11 protein-coding genes and 2 tRNA genes are annotated in these 16,144 nt (G+C 48.9%); all 13 read left to right on the top strand.

The window, feature by feature from the left end; translation table 11 throughout:
- Positions 1-91: 91 nt before the first annotated feature.
- The 13 genes from MKY42_RS22885 to MKY42_RS22825 all read left to right on the top strand — a co-directional run bounded on the left by MKY42_RS22885 (position 92) and on the right by MKY42_RS22825 (position 16,051).
- Positions 92-1,396, top strand: a complete 1,305-nt coding sequence (locus MKY42_RS22885) for a dihydroorotase (RefSeq protein WP_090901442.1) — start codon at positions 92-94, stop codon at positions 1,394-1,396.
- 401 nt (positions 1,397-1,797) lie between these two features.
- Positions 1,798-2,940 carry a glutamine-hydrolyzing carbamoyl-phosphate synthase small subunit gene (carA, locus tag MKY42_RS22880; protein ID WP_090901439.1) on the top strand — a complete coding sequence of 381 codons (1,143 nt, stop codon included), beginning with the start codon at positions 1,798-1,800 and terminating at the stop codon, positions 2,938-2,940.
- A gap of 1 nt (position 2,941) precedes the next feature.
- On the top strand, positions 2,942-6,160 hold the full coding sequence (carB, locus tag MKY42_RS22875) for a carbamoyl-phosphate synthase large subunit (protein WP_090901436.1): 3,219 nt from the start codon (positions 2,942-2,944) through the stop codon (positions 6,158-6,160).
- Positions 6,161-6,271: 111 nt separating this feature from the next.
- Positions 6,272-7,012: an orotidine-5'-phosphate decarboxylase gene (gene pyrF / locus MKY42_RS22870; RefSeq protein ID WP_090901433.1), complete on the top strand. Its 741-nt coding sequence runs from the start codon at positions 6,272-6,274 to the stop codon at positions 7,010-7,012.
- Positions 7,009-7,650 (top strand): orotate phosphoribosyltransferase, encoded by a 642-nt coding sequence (gene pyrE / locus MKY42_RS22865; protein ID WP_090901429.1) that lies wholly within the window; start codon positions 7,009-7,011, stop codon positions 7,648-7,650. The genes pyrF and pyrE overlap by 4 nt, the downstream gene beginning before the upstream one ends.
- Positions 7,651-7,902: 252 nt before the next feature.
- Positions 7,903-8,859, top strand: a complete 957-nt coding sequence (locus MKY42_RS22860) for an ABC transporter ATP-binding protein (protein ID WP_339844915.1) — start codon at positions 7,903-7,905, stop codon at positions 8,857-8,859.
- A complete protein-coding gene (locus tag MKY42_RS22855; protein ID WP_090998248.1) occupies positions 8,822-9,943 on the top strand; it encodes an efflux RND transporter periplasmic adaptor subunit in 1,122 nt (373 codons plus the stop codon). The genes MKY42_RS22860 and MKY42_RS22855 overlap by 38 nt, the downstream gene beginning before the upstream one ends.
- Positions 9,943-12,852, top strand: coding sequence for an FtsX-like permease family protein (locus MKY42_RS22850; protein WP_179263769.1), 2,910 nt, complete (start codon positions 9,943-9,945; stop codon positions 12,850-12,852). Before MKY42_RS22855 ends, MKY42_RS22850 begins: the two co-directional genes overlap by 1 nt.
- Positions 12,853-12,854: 2 nt before the next feature.
- Positions 12,855-13,718 (top strand): ABC transporter ATP-binding protein, encoded by an 864-nt coding sequence (locus MKY42_RS22845; RefSeq protein ID WP_063567873.1) that lies wholly within the window; start codon positions 12,855-12,857, stop codon positions 13,716-13,718.
- Positions 13,719-13,739: 21 nt separating this feature from the next.
- A complete protein-coding gene (locus tag MKY42_RS22840) occupies positions 13,740-15,194 on the top strand; it encodes an extracellular solute-binding protein (RefSeq protein ID WP_090901415.1) in 1,455 nt (484 codons plus the stop codon).
- A gap of 369 nt (positions 15,195-15,563) precedes the next feature.
- Positions 15,564-15,637 (top strand) — tRNA-Met (locus tag MKY42_RS22835).
- 56 nt (positions 15,638-15,693) lie between these two features.
- Positions 15,694-15,767: transfer RNA gene (locus MKY42_RS22830), tRNA-Ile, on the top strand.
- An 86-nt stretch (positions 15,768-15,853) separates the two neighbouring features.
- Positions 15,854-16,051: a hypothetical protein gene (locus MKY42_RS22825; RefSeq protein WP_090901412.1), complete on the top strand. Its 198-nt coding sequence runs from the start codon at positions 15,854-15,856 to the stop codon at positions 16,049-16,051.
- The last annotated feature ends 93 nt before the right edge of the window (positions 16,052-16,144 follow it).

The raw sequence follows: 16,144 nt of genomic DNA, 5'->3' as shown, positions 1-16,144 counted from the left end.
GAAGTTCTTATAGAGCAATGTGAGGGTACACGATAAAGAAAATCATCCGGCTTGCCCGGCAAGCCGGACAGAACCGAAGCGGAGGGCAATTATGCTACAGATTATAAAGAACGCGAACATCTTGAATCAACAAGGGGAACTTGAACGGAAAACGATCATTATAGATGAAGGAAAAATTCAAAAGATCGCTGGAGTGGAAGACGAAGCGGTATTGAAAGCAGAGCAATCAGCGCATAGCGTAACGGATGCTTCAGGCAAACTGGTCATTCCCGGTTTGATTGATATGCACGTGCATCTGCGTGAACCTGGATTCGAGCATAAAGAGACGATCGAGACGGGTGCCCGTTCGGCAGCACAAGGCGGTTTTACAACGATTGCATGTATGCCGAACACAAGACCGGTAACCGACAGCGCGGATGTCGTTAAGCTGGTTTTGGATAAAGCCAAAGAAGCCGACCTGGTAAAAGTACTGCCTTATGCAGCTATTACGAAGAACGAGCTTGGACGTGAGCTTACGGATTTCGCCGCATTGAAAGAAGCGGGTGCGATTGGATTCACGGATGATGGTGTGGGCGTTCAAAACGCTCAAATGATGAAAGATGCCATGAGCCTCGCAGCAAGCATGGATATGCCAGTCATCGCTCACTGCGAAGACGACTCATTGGTAGTTGGCGGATATGTGACAGAAGGCGAGTTTTCGAAGCGTCAGGGTATCAAAGGTATCCCGAATGAATCCGAGGCCATCCACGTAGGCCGGGATATCCTGCTTGCAGAAGCAACGGGAGTTCACTACCATGTCTGCCACGTAAGTACGGAGCAGTCGGTTCGCTTGATTCGCCTGGCAAAGTCCATCGGTATTAAAGTAACTGCTGAGGTATGTCCGCACCATCTGGTATTGTCGGATGAAGATATTCCGGGCATGGATGCCAACTGGAAGATGAACCCGCCTCTTCGCTCACCACGCGATGTGCAAGCTTGTATCGAAGGTTTGCTGGACGGAACGCTGGACATGATCGTTACCGATCACGCCCCGCATAGCGAAGAAGAGAAAGCAAAAGGCATGGAGCTGGCACCATTCGGCATCGTTGGATTCGAAACAGCCTTCCCGCTGCTGTACACGAAGTTTGTGGAAACAGGGCTTTGGAGCCTGGACTTCCTCGTGAAACGCATGACAGCTGATCCGGCTCGGGTATTCCGGCTGGATACTGGCAAGCTGGAAGAGGGAGCACCAGCGGATATCACGATGATTGACCTGAACGAGGAAAAAGCGGTTGATCCTGCAACGTTCGCAACCAAAGGAAGAAACACTCCATTCACAGGCTGGAAGTTAAAAGGATGGCCGGTACAGACATGGGTGGACGGGAAAAGCGTGTGGAACAACACGGTACAACAGTAAATCAGTAACTTATTAGATCAATAAATCAATAAACTTTACCTCTTTAATTCTTTTAAAACAACAAGGCTTTATAACTCTAAATCTACAACCTATGCAAAACAACATCTTTAAAACTAACTCGAGGCAAACCATGCCGAGAGTCAAACATACGAAACAAAGAAAAGTTGAATAATGCTTTTGAACATGGACACCAACGTAACTGTGGAGTGGGCAGAAAGAACCCGAAGAAGCAAAGCGTTCGCCTTTATCACCGGATTACTCCATTTGAAGAATGGGATCAAAGTAATCCGGGGATAACAGCGATCAAAGGGTTTTCTGCCCACGGAGCCGCACCAAACGTAACGTCCCCCATGTTCAACTCAAAGTATTCAACGTTGATAAACACAGAGGAGTGAAATGGGATGCAGGCACAGGCAAGATTATTGTTGGAAGACGGCACACTGTTCACCGGGAAAGCATTTGGTGCTGAAGGTGAAACAACAGGTGAGGTCGTTTTTAATACGGGAATTACAGGCTATCAAGAGGTGCTTTCGGATCCTTCTTATTGCGGTCAAATCGTAACCATGACGTATCCACTGATTGGTAACTACGGCATTACGCGTGACGACTTCGAGTCGATTCGTCCGTTCGTACACGGTTTTGTGGTACGTCGTCATGAGCCGACGCCAAGTAACTGGCGTGCGGAATACAGCGTAGACGATTTGCTTAAAGAGTATGGCATCGTAGGGATCAGCGAGATTGATACACGGATGCTGACTCGCCGGATTCGTCACCACGGCACAATGAAAGGAATTCTCACAACAGGATCGAAACCTGTGGAAGAGTTGCTGGAGATGATGGGAGACACCAGCATCGCTGAGCTGCGTAACCAGGTTCCTATGACTTCTACTCAACATGTTTACAACAGCCCGGGAACGGCTGAACGCATTGTATTGGTTGACTACGGTGCAAAAACAGGGATTTTGCGTGAACTCAGCAAACGTAACTGTGACGTTGTCGTAGTTCCGCATGATGTAACAGCGGACGAAATCCGCCGCATGAACCCGGATGGTATTCAGCTGTCCAACGGCCCTGGGGACCCGAAAGACGTTCCTCACGCAGTTAAAATGATCAGTGAACTGCTCGGCGAATTTCCGATCTTCGGAATCTGCCTGGGTCACCAACTGTTCGCACTTGCAGCAGGAGCCGATACAGAGAAACTCAAGTTTGGACACCGCGGCGGAAACCACCCGGTTAAAGAACTGGAGAGCGGACGTTGCTTCATCACATCCCAGAACCACGGTTACACTGTTAATGAAGAATCCGTGAAAAATACGGACCTTGAAGTGACACATATCAACAATAATGATAAGACCATCGAAGGTCTGAAACATAAAACATTCCCGGCGTTTTCGGTTCAGTACCACCCGGAAGCAGCGCCAGGACCATATGATAACAGCTATCTGTTCGACCGCTTTATCGAGATGATTCGGGAGCACAAGATTACTCACCCGCAACAGCCGCGTCAAGCCGTACTGGCAGCCGCAGTGAAAGGAGCACAATAACATGCCGATTAACAAAGATCTCAAAAAAATCCTGGTGATTGGTTCAGGTCCAATCGTCATCGGTCAAGCGGCCGAGTTCGACTATGCCGGTACACAAGCATGCCAGGCACTGAAAGAAGAAGGCGTGGAAGTTGTACTCATCAACAGCAACCCGGCTACGATTATGACGGATACCAACATGGCTGACAAAGTATATATCGAGCCAATCACACTGGATTTTGTAACGCAAATTATTCGCCAGGAACGTCCAGACGGTTTGCTGCCTACCCTTGGCGGTCAAACGGGTCTGAACATGGCTGTAGAACTGGCACGTGCCGGCGTCCTTGAACGTGAGAATGTCAAATTGCTTGGAACACAGCTCACATCCATTGAGAAAGCGGAAGACCGTGACTTGTTCCGTGATCTGATGCGCGAACTGGAGCAGCCTGTGCCTGAGAGTGTCATCGTAACAACACTTGAGGAATCACTTGATTTTGCGAATGAGATTGGTTATCCAATCATCGTCCGTCCAGCCTACACGCTCGGCGGAACAGGCGGCGGGATCTGTGCCAACGAAGAAGAGCTGCGCGAGACAGTTGTAGCAGGTATTCGTTATAGCCCGATCGGTCAATGTTTGGTCGAGAAGAGCATCGCAGGCATGAAGGAAGTCGAGTATGAGGTTATGCGTGACAAAAACGATAACTGTATCGTAGTCTGCAACATGGAAAACTTTGACCCGGTAGGTGTTCATACAGGTGACAGTATCGTTGTGGCACCAAGCCAGACGTTGTCTGACCGTGAATATCAAATGCTGCGCTCAGCTTCCCTGAAAATCATCCGTGCCCTCAACATCGAAGGTGGATGTAACGTACAGTTTGCGCTTGATCCACACAGCTTCCAATACTATGTTATCGAAGTTAACCCACGGGTAAGCCGCTCTTCGGCACTAGCTTCCAAAGCAACGGGCTATCCAATTGCCAAGATGGCTGCCAAAATTGCCATGGGTTACACACTGGACGAAATCGTGAACCCGGTAACGGGCCAAACGTATGCATGCTTTGAGCCAACACTGGACTATATCGTGAGCAAAATCCCACGCTGGCCGTTCGACAAGTTTATCTCGGCAAACCGCAAACTGGGTACACAGATGAAAGCGACAGGCGAAGTTATGGCGATTGGCCGGACATTCGAAGAGTCGATTCATAAAGCTGTACGTTCCCTGGAAATCGGCGTACACCGTCTGTATCTGAAAGATGCCGAAACACTGGATGAAGAAACGCTGAACGAGCGTTTGGTCAAAGCCGACGATGAGCGTATCTTCCTGCTTGCTGAAGCCTTCCGTAGAGGTTATACATTGCAACAGCTTCAGGATCTGACGAAGATTGACTGGTGGTTCCTGGATAAACTCGAAGGGCTGATTCGCTTCGAAGATCGCATTCGCGAGGAATCCGAATTGTCCTCCGAAACTCTGTATCAAGCGAAGCGTCTTGGCTTCACAGACCGTGCTATTGCTGAGCTGCGTGCTGAAGGTCAACCAGGAGGTACGCTAACGAAAGAAGCTGAAGTCAGAGCACGTCGTGAAGAGGAAAACCTTCGCCCAGTCTACAAAATGGTAGATACATGCGCAGCTGAATTTGAAGCAACAACGCCATATTACTACTCTACTTACGAAACTGAGAATGAAGTCATTCCTTCAGATAAGAAAAAAGTAGTTGTACTTGGTTCGGGTCCAATCCGGATCGGTCAAGGGATTGAGTTTGACTACTCGACAGTACACGCAGTATGGGCTCTGCAAAAAGCAGGCTATGAAGCAGTTATCATCAATAACAACCCGGAGACCGTGTCTACGGACTTTAATACATCGGATCGTTTGTACTTTGAACCTCTGTTCTTCGAAGATGTCATGAACGTTATCGAACAAGAACAGCCTGTAGGGGTTATCGTACAGTTTGGTGGTCAAACGGCAATCAACCTGGCAGCACCACTGCGTGCCGCTGGTGTAACGATTCTCGGAACAGATCTGGAAAACATTGATGAGGCAGAGGATCGCAAGAAGTTCGAGCATTTGCTCTCCCGTCTGGAAATTGCACAACCAAAAGGCAAAACAGTCATTTCGGTAGATGATGCAGTTGAAACGGCTCAAAGTCTGGGCTACCCGGTACTGGTTCGTCCTTCCTATGTACTCGGCGGTCGTGCGATGGAGATTGTATACTCCGATGCAGAATTGCTGACATATATGGAGCAGGCGGTTAAAATCAATCCGGAGCATCCGGTCCTGATCGATCGTTACATGATGGGTAAAGAGGTTGAGGTTGACGCGATCTGTGATGGTGAAACGGTATTGATTCCGGGCATCATGGAGCATATCGAGCGCGCAGGTGTTCACTCCGGTGACTCCATCGCGGTTTATCCGCCACAGCACCTGTCCCAGGATCTGAAAGAGAAAATTGTAGAGATTACAATCAAGATTGCAAAAGAACTGAAAACGATCGGTTTGGTTAACATCCAGTTTGTTATCCATGAGGGTCAAGTGTACATCATCGAGGTGAACCCGCGTTCATCCCGTACAGTTCCTTTCTTGAGCAAAGTAACCAACATTCCGATGGCGAACCTGGCAACACAAGCCATTCTGGGTGTGAAGCTGAAAGACCTCGGATATGTCGACGGTCTATGGCCTGAATCGGATCATGTTTCCGTCAAAGTTCCGGTCTTCTCCTTCGCGAAGCTGCGTCGTGTGGAACCAACGCTTGGACCTGAGATGAAATCCACAGGTGAGGTTATGGGTCGTGACCCGAATTACGCCAAAGCGTTGTTCAAAGGTCTTATCGGTGCAGGCATGAAGATCCCGGCCACCGGAGCAATCGTGGTAACGGTAGCGGACAAAGACAAAGAGGAAGCTGTTCCACTGCTTGAAGGTTTCTATAGACTGGGATACAAAATCATGGCTACCGGAGGCACGGCAGCTGCGCTTGAAGCAGCGAACATTCCGGTGACGACGGTGAACAAATTAAGTGAAGGTTCGCCGAACATTCTCGATATGATTCGCAGCGGCGAAGCAAACTTTGTGTTCAACACGCTGACCAAAGGCAAAACTCCGCAGCGTGACGGATTCCGTATTCGTCGTGAGGCGGTAGAGAACGGTATTGTATGTATGACTTCACTGGATACGATCCGTGCCCTGTTGATCATGCTGCAAACGATCAACTTCTCCTCTGAGGCTATGCCAGCACTTGTAAAATAAATAAGACGATTTGTCACTGATCAAGGACATCAGTCAGCCTTCGGGCTGGCGGGATGTCCTTTATATCGGGCAAAAACGGAAAAATCAAGCTTTTGGAAGGAGCGCTGGAATATGAATCACCCGAATTTCAACGAAATGGCTGGCCGTCTGATGGTGGCACTCGATTATCCCGGAGCAGAGCAAGCACAGAAATTGGTACAAGCCTTAGAAGGCATTCCATGTTATCTGAAGGTGGGCATGCAGCTCTTTTACGCCGCTGGCCCGGACTTCATTCGTGAGCTGAAATCGAAGGGATACTCGGTATTCCTTGATGTGAAAATGCATGATATTCCAAACACGGTCCGTGGGGGTGCTGAAAGCATCACCCGATTGGGTGTGGACATGTTTAATGTGCATGCAGCTGGAGGTACAAGCATGATGCGTGCCGCCCGTGAAGGTGCAGAGGCGGCTCTGGCTGCTGATCCTTCTCTTCGCAGACCTGAGATTATTGCGGTTACCCAGCTGACCAGTACAAGTCAGGAAACGATGAATACCGAGATCGGCATCCAGGGCAGCGTTGAGGCAGCAGTAGTCCGTTATGCAGGACTGGCTCGTGAGGCAGGTCTCGATGGCGTCGTTGCTTCCCCGCTGGAAGTACCGGCGATCCGCGCAGCCTGTGGCAGTGATTTTCACACGGTCACACCAGGCATCCGCCCAGCAGGGAGTGGCCTCGGCGACCAGACTCGTGTCCTGACGCCGGGTGAAGCTATTGCCAGAGGCAGCCATTACATCGTTGTAGGTAGACCAATTACAGGCGCTCCCCATCCGCGTGAAGCGGCAGAAACCATTTTGAAGGAGATGTTGAACGCATGATCGAACTTAATGAGATTCCTAACCATATTGCTTCCCAACTGTTGAAAATAAAAGCGGTGGCGCTGCGTCCGCAGCAGCCATTCACCTGGACATCCGGCATCAAATCACCAATCTATTGTGATAACCGTCTAACGATGTCTTATCCTGAGATTCGTAACGACATTGCTGAAGCTTTTGCAGCGATCATTCGTGATCAATACCCCGATGCAGAGGTCATCGCAGGTACTGCAACCGCAGGTATCCCGCATGCTGCCTGGGTGGCGCAAAAGCTGAATTTGCCGATGGCTTACATTCGTGATAAAGCCAAAGGACATGGCAAAGAGAACCTGATTGAAGGTCTGATTACCGAGGGGCAGAAGGTTGTTGTCATTGAAGACCTGATCTCAACAGGTGGCAGTTCAATCAAAGCCGCTGAAGCAGTACGCGTAGCCGGGGCGACTCCACTGGCAGTACTGGCGATTTTCAGTTATCAGCTGGACAAAGGCATTAAAGCTTTTGAAGAAGCGGGAATTCCATTGCAAACCCTGTCCAATTACACAGCTCTGATGGATGTGGCTTTGGCTGAGGGGACAATCCAGGAGAGTGATTTTGAACTGCTCAAATCCTGGCGTGAAGATCCTTCTTCATTTGGTAAATAATATCATTCAAACCGGATTGGACGGTTTGCTTGTGAACGGTATCAAAATTGTAATGATTGCCGCCATAGAGGCAAATTCAGCGAATATTCAAGAGGCATCCCACTCGTTGGGGTGCTTTTTTCGTTTGTTCATCAAAATATTAACTTTTTCACGGAACGTTGTAAAAAGCTTGTAACTTTTAGTTGTGATCCGTCGTTTATAATGCAGGGTAGTATGGAATAGATTTCTATTTTTAGTGTCTTGATGAAATGAATGGGATATGAAGAAAGGATGATCGTGATTGCTGGCATGAAGAAATTATTTTCCAAAATCAGACCTGCCAAGAGCCAGTCAGGCGAGGACAGTGCAGTCGGACACACGGAGCAGCAGGAACCAGTCGGGCAGGAGGAATCTGCATACATAAGTGAACCACAGAATACATCCATCGACCCGCACGACATAACCAGTGAAACAAGCCAGGAGGAAGTTGCGGTTGCAGCAGCTGAACCTGAAGTGAAGTCCAAGCCCTCCAAGAAGGATCTGTTGCCTCCATATGACGGGCCTGTGCTGGAGGTTCGCAATGTTCATCGCAGTTTCCAGACGGGTAGCCGTATTATTCATGTGCTCAAAGGCATCGATATGGAAGTGAACCCGCAGCAGCTGGTGATGTTAAAAGGGCGGTCAGGCTCAGGGAAAACGACGCTGCTCAATATGCTGGGCGGGCTGGATCAGCCATCCAGTGGAGACATTCTGTTCTCCGGTCAGCCTCTTCAGGATTGGGGTGACCGGCGGCGGACCGCATTGCGGCGCAGAGAAATCGGTTTTATTTTTCAGGCGTATGCGCTGATGCCCTTGTTGTCTGCCTGGGAAAATGTAGAGCTGTCGCTGCGCATGGCGGACGTGCCGCGTTCGGAATGGAAGGACCGTGTAGGTCATTGTCTGGATCTGGTCGGACTAACCAAACGGGTCAAGCACCGTCCATTCGAGATGTCCGGGGGAGAGCAGCAGCGGGTGGCCATCGCCAAGGCGATAGCCCACAGACCGAGATTATTGCTCGCGGATGAGCCGACAGCTGAACTCGATTCCAAAATGGGAGCACAGGTTATGGCTGTATTTCGCAATATTATTGAAGTTGAACAAGTAACGATCTGTATGACTACACACGATCCTACGATTTTGGAGGTTGCGGACCATGTTTATGAAATGGCGGACGGCAGATTTATCAAGTAAAGGGGCCGCTCCGAAGAGGGGGAAACGCGCAGCGCTTATTGTGCTTAGTGCGATAGTGGCTGCAACGATGTCCGGCTGCTCTTTGCTGCCGGCTGAGACAGAGGAAGAAGTACTTCCGCCGATTACACCGCCAACGATCTCCAAGAAGCCGGAATATGAAGTTCGGACGGAGACGCTGGAGAAGAAAGTAAGCGGAAGCGGCAAGATGATGAGCCAGAGGGAAGAAAAGGTGTATTTTACGCTGGACGGTATGCATATCAAAGAGTTGAATGTAAAACCAGGTGATAAAGTGAAAAAAGGTCAACTCCTCGCTGTTCTGGATGTAGAGAGCGTTGAGAAGGAAATTCGGGCCAAAAACCTACAGATTCGCAAATCGGAAGTGCAAATGAAGGAAACGCTTCGTAAACGGGATGAGATGGACCCGGTGGAGTTCGAAGAGTCCACGATTGCCTTTGAAGAGCTTCGTCAGGAACTCGCCGATCTGGAGGATCAATTGGGTAAAGCTACTTTGACCGCTCCATTCGGTGGAACAATCATTGCTGTGCAGGTGGAGAAGGGCGCGGCTGTCAAAGCTTATGACCCGATTGCAACCATAGCAGATACATCCAATCTGGTTGTCGCAGCTACGTTTGCCAAGGAAGATCTGGAGAAGTTCTCGGCTGGCATGAAGGCAGATGTGGATATTAATGGCGCAGGCAAAGTGGCTGGCAAAGTTAAAGTGATGCCTGTAGCCCAAGCGTCGGGAAGTGGAAGTGGAAGTGGTAACGGCGGAGGTTCGGGGGAAGGCGGAACGCCTCCAGCGAAAGAAAGCCTGGATCAATATGTTATCGTCTCGCTGGCGAAAATGCCCAAAGGGGTTGAACGCGGTACACCTCTAACGGTATCGATTGTCACGCAGCGTACAGAGAACGCGATTGTCATTCCTGTATCCGCACTGCGCTCCATCGGTTCAAGAACGTACGTGCAAGTGGTGGAGAGTGATGGAAGCAAGCGTGAAGTGGATGTAGAAGTCGGGCAGCAAACATCCACGGATGTGGAGATTCTGAAAGGTCTGACCGTTGGACAGAAAGTAGTGGGCCGCTAATGGGGCTGCCATTGCTTCGACTGTTGTTCCGCAAAATGTGGAACACTCGCTGGATGACGTTCAGCACACTGATCGGACTGATTGTGGCGGTAGCGTTCACCGTTAGTATTCCGATGTATGCCGATGGTGCGCTGAAGCGGGTCGTGGCCCAGACGCTGCAGGATAACAGTGAGGGACTGCCAGCCGGCTCGTTGCTCATGAGTTACCAGGCACCTGGTGGTGTGAAGACAGACACACGTGGTCTGGAAGAGGTGGATCGATATATTCGCGAGGATGTGCCCCGCGACATCGGTTTTCCTTATCATACGTATGTGAACTCCCGTTCCATCCGCAGCACAGAGGTAAACCCGGAAGACCCAACCAAAGTGGATGCCAGCCGGGTCCGCAGCATGAGTCTGGGTACGATGACAGGCCTGGATGCACAGGTTAATTATTCTGCGGGAGTGAAGCCGGGCAACCAGGTCAAGGACGATACGATTGAAGCGGTCATGCTGGAAGAGGGTATGTATCGTAACGATCTGCATATCGGAGATGTTCTGGAATATCCGATTTACAGCGGTCTCGATATTACGTTGCGTGTGAAGATTATAGGTTCCTTCAAAGCCGATGACCCTAACAGCCCGTATTGGGTACAGGGATTTGACGGGATGATGAACGGACTATATGTGGATGAATCGGTATTTAATAATGTTTTGTTAAAGGAAAAAGGGATCCCTCTTCAGAATTCACGTTGGTATTATGCATTTGATCTGAAAGAGATTCAAACGAGCCAGCTCTCGGGACTGACCTCTGTGCTGGAAAGGCTGGATATCGATCTGTATCAGCGGTTGAAGGATACGAAAGTGGACATCACCTTCGGGGATCTGCTGAAACAATTCCGCAGTCAGAGTCTGCAATTGCAGACCATGCTGTTCACATTGGCAGCACCGATGATTGCGATGGTCTTTTATTTTATTGCCATGAATGCTAGACAGTCGTTACAAAAGCAGGAAAGTGACATCGCAGTTCTGCGCAGTCGCGGAGCTTCTGCGAGGCAGATATTCTCTCTTTATCTGCTTGAAGGGATATTCCTGGGAGCGATTGCTCTTGTCATCGGACCGTTTCTTGGATGGTTTATGGCGAAAAGCATCGGTTCAGCGAGCGGATTTCTGTCGTTCGTGGATCGGAAATCCATTCCAATCGGAATATCCAAAGAAGCCATCCTGCTTGGCCTTATCGCCGTATTGGTGGCCATCATAGCCTCGCTCATTCCGGCAATAACCTATGCGCGTGCGACGATTGTATCGGCCAAGCGTAGGCAGGCACGTACGGACCGAGCGCCGGTATGGCAGCGCTGGTTCCTGGATATTGCGCTGCTGGGGCTCGCTGGATATGGATACTACCTGTTCTATGAACGGCAAATGTTGACGTTCCAGACCGGAATGACGACAGATCAGCTTCAGGTACAGCCGTTTCTGTTCTTTGTACCGGCACTCGCCATCTTTGCACTGGGACTGTTCTTCCTACGGTTGTTCCCGTGGATTTTGAAGCTCATCCAGCTGATCGGGCGCAAGCTTCTCCCGGTTCCACTGTATCTGACACTGACGCAGCTTTCGCGTTCATCATCTTCTTATTATCCTTTGATGATCCTGCTTGTATTGACACTCGGACTTGGTGTGTATAACTCGGCAGCGGCTCGTACGATTGATCTGAACTCGACCGAGCGCACGTTATACCGCTATGGTTCGGATGTTATTATGCAGACGGTATGGGAAGGCACACCTGAAGTTAAGCCAACGGGTTCCGGACAAAATGGAGGTTCAGGCGGCGGACAGCAGGGTGGAGGAAGCGGTAGTGGTGGTGCTGGAGGCGGAGGTAACGGCGGTGGAGGTGGCTCAGGTGGGGGCGGTGGTACTTCACAACCCACGAAGATGATCTATTCCGAGCCACCTTTTGAAGTGTTCCGCAGCCTGAATGGTGTCGAACATGCAGCGAGAGTTTTGCAAACGAAAGGCAACATTATTGTCTCTGGCAAATCAGGCGGACAGGGAATGCTGGTGGGGATCGACAATGTGGATTTTGCCCAAGTGGCGTGGTTCCGCAACGATCTGTTCCCGGCTCATCCTTATAAGTACCTTGACTTGCTTGGAAAATATGAAGGGGCCGTATTGATCTCTTCCAAATTTGCAGACAAATTCAAGCTCAAAACCGGAGACCTCGTCTCCATTGGTGTACAGGGCCAGGCGATTGAATTTGTGGTGTTTGGCATTATCCCTTACTGGCCTGCCCAGTACCCGGATCAGATGCCGTTTTTCATCGCCAATCTGGATTACATCTATGATCAGGTGCCTCTGATTCCATATGAGGTCTGGTTGAAGATGGAGCCGGATGCCAAAGTCGCTCCTTTGATGGAGAAACTTGCAGCAGAAGGCATTGAGTTATCGTCTGTACGCGATGTGCGTACAGAGCTGGTATCCCAGGGCAAACATCCGTCAAGAGGCGGGGTGTTCGGCATACTGAGTCTCGGATTCCTTGTGTCGGTGATTATTTCCCTGATCGGATACATTCTGTATTGGTTCTTTAATCTATCCGGGCGTGTAGTACAGTTCGGTGTTCTGCGGGCAATGGGGTTATCCCGCGCACAATTGAGCGGTATGTTGCTGTTGGAGCAGGTGTTCACCGCGGGGTTATCCATCATTCTGGGTATTGGCATTGGTCAGGTATCCAGTCGTCTGTTCCTGCCCTTCCTGCAAACGACAGATAATGTGTCCGCACAGGTACCTCCGTTCCGAATTGTATTTGAAGAGAAAGATATGCTGCAACTGTATGGTGTGACCGTGGTCATGCTGATCATTGGAGCAACGATGCTGCTGTGGCAAATCCGCAGGCTGCGGGTTCACCAGGCAGTCAAAATGGGAGAGGAGAGGTAAACGTGATCCAATGCGAAGGACTTGTCAAAATTTTTAAATCCAGCGATGTGGAAGTCGTTGCCCTTCAAGGTCTCAATCTGACTGTCAATCAAGGTGAAATGATGGCCATTATCGGCAACAGTGGGAGTGGTAAATCCACATTGCTCAACATTCTGGGTGGACTTGATCGTCCAACAGCCGGTACAGCCGTTGTCGGGGATTGGGATTTGCTGAAAATGACAGACGCCCAATTGGTCGAGTACAAACGTCATACCGTAGGGTTCATATGGCAAAATAACGGCCGTAACTTGCTACCATATCTCACAGCACTGGAAAATGTGGAAACGCCCATGATTTTGGGAGGCAAGCGAGATCGTGCCTATGCCATGCAGCTGCTGGAGTGGGTTGGACTGAAGGATCGGATGCACAACAAGCTGCATCAATTGTCCGGTGGGGAGCAGCAGCGGGTGGCGATTGCCATCTCGCTATCGAATCGCCCCAAGCTGCTGCTTGCCGATGAGCCGACAGGATCGGTGGATTCGGAGACATGTGATACCATCATGGGTATTTTTCGCAAAATGAACAAGGAGCTCGGGGTCACGATTGTAATTGTTACCCATGACTTAACCCTTGCTGGCAAAGTGGACCGGATCGTTGCGATTCGGGACGGCTTGACCAGCACCGAGTTTGTGAAGCGTAATCCGAATCTGGATGACGAGCATGGCTTGTCGGAGGCAGGAGCCCCGGATATTCATGAAGCTTTTGTCATTATTGACCGGGCGGGACGGCTTCAGGTGCCCAAGGAGTATCTGGAGGCGCTGTCCATCGATAATCGTGCGACATTGGAATTTGACGGTGAACGTATTGTCATTACACCGCCAAGATAATTTTAGAGGGGGAATTGGGAGATGAAGAACAGGTTTTGGGGAAAACGGGTGTTGGCCGTGTTGGCTACAGCCAGTCTGGCATTGCCGCTGATTGCGGGTTGTACAGCGAGTGAGTCCAAGGATAACGAGCAGCGTGTATTGCGTGTAGCGACGTTGTGGGGGGGCCAGGATGACAGCTATTTCCGTCAGCAGTTTACCGATGCTTTTGAATTGACACATCCAAATATAACGATTGAAGTTGTACCTGCGGTAGATCAGGGCAGCATGTATGGGTATGGTAACCAGGAAGAGCAGAAGGACGTTCCGGATACGATGGAGAGCTTGAAGAAGATAATGACAGGGGATAATCCGGTAGACGTCATCGTGGCGGATACGGCGACAGTCAAGTCGTTAATTCAGGAAAACATGGTGAAACAACTGGACCCACTGATGCAGGAAGACAAGTTTGACACATCGGATATTGTGCCGAGTGTTCTCGAAGGAATCAAGGATTTGGGAGATCAGAGCATCTACGCTTTGACGCCAACGTTCTCCTCTTCAGCTTTGTTCTATAACAAGGGTATGTTTGAAAAAGCAGGCGTGGAGCCTCCAACGGATAACATGACTTGGGATGATATTTTCAACTTGGGTACACGCCTTACCAAAGGTGAAGGAAAAGACCATGTATTTGGTTTCTCTTTCAGTACCTATCAAGGCGGTTCTCCATACTATACGATGTCGCAGTATTATAACTCTTTGCAGCTGAAAATTTTTGATGACAAAGCGGAGAAAATGACTGTAGATTCTCCTCAGTGGGAGAAAGTATGGAGCACGATAAGCAAACTCGCCTTAGATAAAGTCATCCCTAAAGGAGACGAACCGCAGGATAATCAGGATGAGAGTGGACGTTATAATCCGCTTCAGGGTGATCTGTTCCTGAGTAGCAAAACAGCCATGGTGATTGGAGATTACAGTTACATTAATCAATTGATTGATGCCAATAAAAATGCGGATAAAATGAAAGACTTTACGAAGGTAGACTGGGATGTTGTCACTCCTCCAGTTCATCCGGAGGCTCCTGAAATTGGAGGCAATATTTATCTGAGTAACCTCATGGCCATTAATAGTTCAGCTCAGAACCCTGATGATGCATGGGAATTGATCAAGTATATGAACAGTGAAGACTGGGCGAAAATCAAAGCTCGCAGCAGTTATGAGATGGTTTCCCGTAAGAGCTTCATTAAACCGAAGGATGGTTTGGATTACAACATCCAGGCGTTCTATACACTGAAACCTATACCTCCAACCAATACGAACTTGGATAAGATGTATCAAAAAATGCCGAACCTGTGGCAAGTAAGTGATAAGGGTATGGAATACTTCAATCAAGTTCTTGAGAACAAAAAAACACCAAAAGAAGCGCTTGGTGAATGGGCAGCCAAAGGGAACGAGATGTTGGAGAAGTTGAAAAAGAATCCTAAAGCCACGTTCCAATAAGGTTAGATGATTTTGTGATCAAATCATTTAGAAGCAGCCGCTGGAGATTTATATCTTCGGCGGCTATTTTTATGAAATTGGGGTATTCTACAAAAGCAGGGATAAATGATGACTTCAAGAAAGGACGAGTGGAATGCACTGGGTATATTTCAGCAAATTGTATGCAACTAAATTTCAGGCAGGGTGTCTTGCAAAACGGATGGAGCAGGATGGGTGGATTTACGGCCATAACGAGCCAGCTGAAGTGGAAGTATATCGTTCAAAAAAGGGGCGATATGGCGTACGTTTTATTCCCTAACATTACCCCTTGACTTATATAGTTGGAATGGTGTATATTAATTAAGTCGCTGTTTTAATATTTCTTACTGACGCGGGGTGGAGCAGCCCGGTAGCTCGTCGGGCTCATAACCCGAAGGCCGCAGGTTCAAATCCTGCCCCCGCAATTTAGTTTTACTGGATGATTCACAGCCATCATCTGAACGTTATACATTTTTGTTCAGGGCCCTTAGCTCAGTTGGTTAGAGCGGTCGGCTCATAACCGATTGGTCACAGGTTCGAGTCCTGTAGGGCCCATTCTCTCAAAACCCTTGCGTAGCAAGGGTTTTTTTCTGTCTTCATGTAGGATGGAGATAGAGAAGGAAGGATGACAACTTAAAATTATGAATGGTGCTAGTGCTGTTGGTTTTGCAGGGATTTTAACTATATTTATTTTCATTGGTCTGGTAGGTCTGATTTTATATGCTGTGTTTTCGATGGCCATAAAAAGATCTGGTTTAAGGGGGGAAATCTCAGGTTTGAAGCAAGAGGTTCGATTATTAAAAGAGAAAATGGAGAAAAACGATCATAACTTCGATTAAGAAATTCTAAAAAGAAAAATAATTCAAAGTTGAAGATTGTATATTTCAATCAGAATGAAACAGCTAATTTTGCAAAATTTGAAAGCTAAACGA

Origin of the sequence: Paenibacillus sp. FSL W7-1088 (assembly GCF_037969855.1) — a bacterium.
Taxonomy (GTDB): domain Bacteria; phylum Bacillota; class Bacilli; order Paenibacillales; family Paenibacillaceae; genus Paenibacillus.
The sequence above is the reverse complement of the archived record's forward strand: the minus strand, read 5'-3'. Positions and strand labels throughout refer to the sequence as shown.